Annotated in this window: 7 protein-coding genes; 4 read left to right on the forward strand and 3 right to left on the reverse strand. The window is 70.5% G+C overall.

Annotated features, from left to right (window positions below; translation table 11 throughout):
- Positions 1-2,317 (forward strand): putative bifunctional diguanylate cyclase/phosphodiesterase (locus tag AC1D15_RS15825; protein WP_477826718.1); only part of this gene is annotated, 2,317 nt, incomplete at its 5' end.
- A gap of 20 nt (positions 2,318-2,337) precedes the next feature.
- On the forward strand, positions 2,338-2,673 hold the full coding sequence (locus tag AC1D15_RS15830; RefSeq protein ID WP_477826719.1) for a hypothetical protein: 336 nt from the start codon (positions 2,338-2,340) through the stop codon (positions 2,671-2,673).
- Between the two features lie 4 nt (positions 2,674-2,677).
- On the opposite strand, the gene AC1D15_RS15835 is transcribed toward AC1D15_RS15830, so the two are convergent.
- Positions 2,678-3,205 (reverse strand): GNAT family N-acetyltransferase, encoded by a 528-nt coding sequence (locus tag AC1D15_RS15835; protein ID WP_465114266.1) that lies wholly within the window; start codon positions 3,203-3,205, stop codon positions 2,678-2,680.
- 1 nt (position 3,206) lies between these two features.
- The gene (locus tag AC1D15_RS15840; protein ID WP_477826720.1) at positions 3,207-3,797 is read right to left on the reverse strand and encodes a helix-turn-helix domain-containing protein; all 591 of its coding nucleotides are present in this window, start codon (positions 3,795-3,797) and stop codon (positions 3,207-3,209) included.
- Between the two features lie 121 nt (positions 3,798-3,918).
- Here AC1D15_RS15840 and AC1D15_RS15845 point away from each other — a divergent pair, with 121 nt between their 5' ends.
- Entirely contained in the window at positions 3,919-4,593 is a 675-nt protein-coding gene (locus AC1D15_RS15845; RefSeq protein WP_477826721.1) for a hypothetical protein, read from the forward strand.
- Positions 4,594-4,602: 9 nt separating this feature from the next.
- Complete coding sequence (locus AC1D15_RS15850) at positions 4,603-5,046, forward strand: hypothetical protein (RefSeq protein ID WP_477826722.1); 444 nt, start codon at positions 4,603-4,605, stop codon at positions 5,044-5,046.
- On the opposite strand, the gene AC1D15_RS15855 is transcribed toward AC1D15_RS15850, so the two are convergent.
- On the reverse strand, positions 5,033-5,679 hold a 647-nt coding region (locus tag AC1D15_RS15855), incomplete at its 5' end, for an LrgB family protein (RefSeq protein ID WP_477826723.1). The two genes, AC1D15_RS15850 and AC1D15_RS15855, sit on opposite strands and share 14 nt — an antisense overlap.

Consider the following 5,679-nt stretch of genomic DNA (forward strand, 5'->3'; position numbering starts at 1 on the left):
GGCCGACAAGGTGAACAGCCCCGACCTGAGCTACTGGGTCGACATGACCGCCGGCGACCTGGCCACCTCGAACGGCCAGATCGACGAAGGCATCCGCCTGCTCGAAGCCGCGGCGCTGGCCGCGCGCACCGGCCGCAACCCGCGCCGCGAGGCCCAGGCCTTCCAGGCGCTGGCGCCGCTGCGCATCGTCAAGGGCGACACCACCGCGGCGTTGGTGGAATCGCGCCGGGTGCGCGAGCTCGCCAGCCGCGCCGGCGACGTTGCGCTGATCACCTCGGGCTGGATCATGGAGGCGCTGGCTGCCGAAGCGTCGCAGCAGCCCGAGCGTGCCGAGCGCGCGCGCCAGCAGGCCGCGCTCACCGGCAGCGTGGTGCGGCCGGCGTCCGGCGTCAACTCGCAGATGGGCGGGGCGAGCTGGCTCAGCACCGAGGTCGACACGCTGCTGACGATGTCGACGCTGTACCTCGGCCACCGCGATTTCGCAGCGGCGCGCGAGTTCGCGCTGCGCACGCAGCGCCTGGCCGACCAGCGGCAAGACCCGGGCACGGCCGCGCGCGCGATGGTCAACCAGGGGCTGGCCGAGCTCGGCGCCGGCCACCTGCTGACCGGCCGGCAGCTCGCCGACCAGGGCCTGGCGATGCTCGGCAAGGCCGGGCGCAATGCCGAATACCTGATCCAGCTGAACCGCTATGCCGTGGCGCTGGAGCGCGCCGGGCAGGCCGTGCCGGCGCTCGACCGCCTGCGCGAGGCGCTGCTGCTCGAGACCGAACTGGAGCGCCGCGACCGCCAGAGCACCGTCGTCGCGCTGCAGCGCGAATCGAGCTTCCAGCAGCGCCAGCGCCAGCTGGAGCAGCTGCAGCACGACAACGAGCTGCAGTCGGTCGAGATCTCGCGCCGCAAGAACGAGCGCGCGCTGGGCTTCCTGCTGGTGGTGGCGATGGCGATCGGCGTCATCGCGGCCTGGCGGTTGTACCTGCGCTCGCTCGACGCCAACCGCCGGCTCGCGCTCAACAACGAGGCGCTCGAATTCGCGAGCACGCACGACAAGGTCACCGGCCTGCTGAACCGCCGCGCGATGGAGGCCGACATCGCCTCGCTCGGCGGCCGGCCGTACTGCGCCGTGACGCTGTCGGTGAAACAGTTCGGCCTGATCGTCGGCAGCGTCGGCCACCAGCTCGGCGACACGCTGCTGTGCCAGATCGCGACCCGCCTGGACGACGCCGCGACCCGCGACGCCGGCCGCCTGTACCGCATCGACGGCGTGACCTTCGCCGCGATCTACCGCTTCGGCGGCGACGTGCCGCGGCTGGATCGCGCGCTGCAGGCGTTGACCGAATCGATGGACATGCCGTTCGAGATCGGCCACCAGGACCTGATGGTGTCGATCGGCGTCGGTGCCTCGGAGTACCCGAAGGACGCGAGCAGCCACGACGAGGTGGCGCGGCTGGCCGAACTGGCCAAGCTGCAGGCCCAGGCCGAGCCGGGCAACAGCCACGTGATCTACGACGCGCGCATCGGCGAAGGCCAGCGCGACAAGCTGCGCATGGAGTCGCGCATGAAGAAGGCGCTGGAATCCGGCGACTTCGAGGTCTTCTACCAGGGCCAGCGCGCGTTGCGCGGCGGCATCAAGGGCTTCGAGGCGCTGCTGCGCTGGCATGACGACGGCAAGATGGTGTCGCCGGCGCATTTCATCCCGCTGGCCGAGGAGACCGGCCTGATCGTGCGCATCGGCGCGTGGGTGCTGCGCCAGTCGTGCCTGCAGGCCAAGGCCTGGGCCGATGCGGGGCTGGGCGCGCCGGTGGTGGCGGTGAACATCTCGCCGCGCCAGTTCAACCACCCGGAGTTCATGACCACGGTGCGCGAGACGCTGGCCGAGACCGGGGTCGACCCGGCCCAGATCGAGCTCGAGATCACCGAAGGCAGCGTGATGGACGATGCCGAGGCGAGCGTCGCGCGCCTGCATGCGCTGCGCGCGCTCGGGCTGCAGCTCGCGATCGACGACTTCGGCACCGGCTACGCCAGCCTCTCGTACCTGCGCCGCTTCCCGCTGAACCGGCTGAAGATCGACCGCTCGTTCATCAGCCAGCTCGGTGCGAGCGAGCAGGACGACACCATCGTGCGCACGGTGATCGAGCTGGCGCACAGCCTCGGCTTGTCGGTCACGGCCGAAGGGGTCGAGACGCCGGCGCAGCAGAGCCTGCTCGACGGCTGGGGTTGCGACATCGTGCAGGGTTTCCTGCACTCGCGGCCCGCGCCGGCAGCCGCCGCGACCACGCTGCTGGTAAGCGACCGGCAACCCGCGCTGGCGGCAGCCTGAGGGTTCACAATCGCCCGATGATGAATCGATTTGTTGTCGCGGCGGCGGGCATGCTCTTCGTCGGTGGCGCGGGCGCGCAGCCGGCCACGGCCGAGTTGCGCCCCGAGCAGATCGCGCTGTACCGCCAGAAGCTCGAGGCCGGCTGCGTGACCGACGCGAAGGCCGGCGGGCTGACGCCGTCGAATGCACAGGCGATGTGCGGCTGCTGGAGCAAGAGCCTTGCGCAGAGCGTCACCGAACCGGAATGGCAGGCGGCGGCATCGCATGCGCTGAAGCGCGACGAGGCGGCCGAGACGCAGGTGCTCGCGCCGCATGTGCGGCAGGCGGCGCGGCTGTGTGCGGCGGTGGGGCGCTGAGCGATCAGGCGGCCAGCCGCCGGTAGAAATACGTCGTCGCGCACAGCCCGCCCTCGGGCATCAGCGCGTAGTCCGGGATCACCCCCACGCGCTGCCAGCCCTCGCGCTCGTACAGCCGCTCGGCATCGGGGTTCGCGGTGTCGAGCACCAGCAGCGTCTTGCCATGCTCACGCGCCAGCGCCTCGGCCGCGCGCATCAGCGCGGCGCCGGTGCCCTGGCGGCGCGAGCGGCGGTGCACCAGCATCTTGCAGAGGTCGGCGCGGTGCGGTTGGTTGTCGGGCTGGTCGAGCACCAGCTGCACGGTGCCGACGATGCCTTGCGCGTCTTCGGCGACCAGCAGTGCGCGCTCGCCGCTGGCGACGCCCTGGGCCACGCGAGACCAGAAGGCCTGCGCGCGCTCCGGCGCGAAGGGTTGCATGAAGCCGACCGATGCGCCGCCGTCGACGCAGTCGATCAGCACCGCGGACAGGGCGTCGATGTCGGCCGGCGTCAGGGTGGCGAGGCGCCGAACGGTCAGGTCGGGGGAGGGCATTTCATCTCCAGGGGGCGGTTTCGGTGGTGATCACGACGGCATAGCGGGCCGGCTTGCGCGTCGGGTTGTGGTAACTCATCGGGCGGTCGAGCACCATCGCCAGGCAGTCGCCGGCGTTCAGGCGGTGCCGCTCGTCGCCGAGCGCAATCGCGATGCTGCCTTCGAGCACCCACACCTGCTGGTGCACGCGCGGCGTGCGTGCGGCCGTCTCGTAGTTGACGCGTGCGCCGGCCGGGAAGGCCACCTCGACGATCTGGATCGGCGATGCGAAGCCGGGCGGCGAGACGTTGCGCCGCACATAGCCCGAGGCCGGGTCGCGCCACAGCAGCTGGTCGGCCAGCCGAGACACCGGTGCGGCGTCGGCCCCGGGCGCCTCGAACAGCGACGCGAGCGGCACGCCGAGGCCGGTGGCCAGCTTCTCGAGCACGACGGCGGTCGGGCTGCTTTCGCCACGCTCGATCAGCGAAATCATCGAGCGGCTGACGCCGCAGTGCGTGGCCAGCTCGTCGAGCGACAGGCCGMGCGCTGCACGCAGCTCGCGCACGTTCTGCGCGATGCGATCGGAGAGGGAGGAGGTCGGTGTATCTTCCATTGGAATAATCATCCAATATGTTGGATAGGAATGTCAAGAGAGATGGAAGCGAGCGCCGCGGTCAGGCGAAAATGAGCCAACGGATCAACGCCGTACTTCAACGACTCCATCCAGGGATGCCATGCGCCGATTCAGTCTTCACCACCTCACTGCGGCCCTCCTGCTCGCCATGCCGTTCGTGGTATCGGCGGCCGACACGCTGTTGCCGCCCGGCAGCGGTTGGGAAGGTCGCAGCGGCCCGCAACTGGCCGCCGAATGGTGGCAGTGGGCTTCTGCCGAGCCGGACGAAACCAATCCGGTGCAGGACCTGAGCGGCGCGCAATGCGCCGTGGGTCAGCGCGGCACCCTGTGGTTCCTGGCCGGCGGGTTCGGTTCGTCGCTGATCCAGCGGACCTGCACGGTGCCGGCCGGCAAGGCGCTCTTCTTCCCGATCATCAACATGGCGTACTACCCACAGCGGGGCAACACCGCCTACACCTGTGCGCGGGCGCGATCACAGGCGGCGCTGAACAACGATGCGGCGGTGGACTTGTTCGCCGAGATTGACGGCGTGCCGGTGCCCGAGCCAAAGCGCTTTCGCGTCGCGACCGAGCAATGCTTCAACATCTTCGGTCGTATCGCGCAGGCCGACCGGCCTTACGAGGGCTACCCTGCCGCCACGGACGGCTACTGGTTGCTGCTGAATCCGCTGCCCAAGGGCCGGCATGTACTGAAGTTCGGCGGTCGCTACAACCGAAGTTCGACGGCCTACGGCCGCTCGCTGCAGGACATCGAGTATCGGCTCAACGTGCAGTGAGCCCACCGCATGTCGCGCCGCAACCTCCATGGCATCAACTCGATCGTGATCGGCGCGCTGGCGCTGTGGCTGATCGCCGGCGTCAAGCGCCTGCAGGTCTACCGCGACACGCATGCCGGCTACCTGCTGGACGTGCTCGATCGCATGGGATGGCTCGCGGATTCGTCGCGCAGCGACGCGCAGCTGAAGGCCTGGAATCCGTTCTCGCTGAACGACGGCACGGCGATCACTGCGGCGTTCGGGTTCGCCATCTACCTGGCGCTGGCGGCAATCGGCTCGGCGCTGTGGGCGCAGCGGCGCGACGAGGACAACCTCTACCTCAGCGCCGGCTTCATGTGCGGGTCGTGCGCGCTGGTGTATGCGGACTATGCGTGGGGCATGGCAGCGATGCTCGCGGGTGCCGCCGCGATGCTGCTGTTGCGTTCCCGCCAGCGGACACTCAGCCCGCGATGAGCCTGGCCACCAGCGGCATCAGCAAGGCCGCCAGCACCACCTGCAGCCCGAGCGCGATGCCGGCGTAGGCACCGGCCTCGTCGTTGACCTGCAGCGCGCGGGCCGCGCCGATGCCGTGCGAGGTGGTGCCGAGCGCGAAGCCCCGCACCGCCCAGTCGGTGAACCCGAGGGAGTTGAAGAGCCAGCGTGCCGACAGCGCACCGGCCATGCCGGTCAGCACCGCGAACACCGCCGCCAGGGCCGGCACGCCGCCGATCTGCTCGGCGATGCCCATCGCCACCGGCGCGGTGACCGATTTCGGCGCCAGCGATCGGACCACGTCGGCGGGCATGCCGAACGCAAGGCCCATCGCGACCGCGCTGGCCGCGGCCGCGCTGCCGCCGGCCAGCGCCGCGATGACCAGCGCGACGCCGCGACGCCGCATCTCGTGCCGCCGCAGCCACAGCGGCCAGCCGAGCGCGACGACCGCCGGCCCCAGCAGCACATGCACGAACTGCGCGCCGGCAAAGTAGGTCGGGTAGGGCGTCTTCGTCGCGAGCAGCACGCAGCCGATCACGACCACCGACCACAGCACCGGATTGGCCCACGCGGCGCGGCCGACGCGCTCGTGGCCGGCCTGCACCAGCACGTAGG

The organism is Rhizobacter sp. P2_H2 (assembly GCF_056403375.1).

Coding starts and splice junctions, on each gene's coding strand:
- AC1D15_RS15850 (WP_477826722.1), top strand. CDS start 4,603: ATGTCGCGCCGCAACCTCCATGGCATCAACTCGATCGTGATCGGCGCG.
- AC1D15_RS15835 (WP_465114266.1), bottom strand. CDS start 3,205: ATGCCCTCCCCCGACCTGACCGTTCGGCGCCTCGCCACCCTGACGCCG.
- AC1D15_RS15845 (WP_477826721.1), top strand. CDS start 3,919: ATGCGCCGATTCAGTCTTCACCACCTCACTGCGGCCCTCCTGCTCGCC.
- AC1D15_RS15830 (WP_477826719.1), top strand. CDS start 2,338: ATGAATCGATTTGTTGTCGCGGCGGCGGGCATGCTCTTCGTCGGTGGC.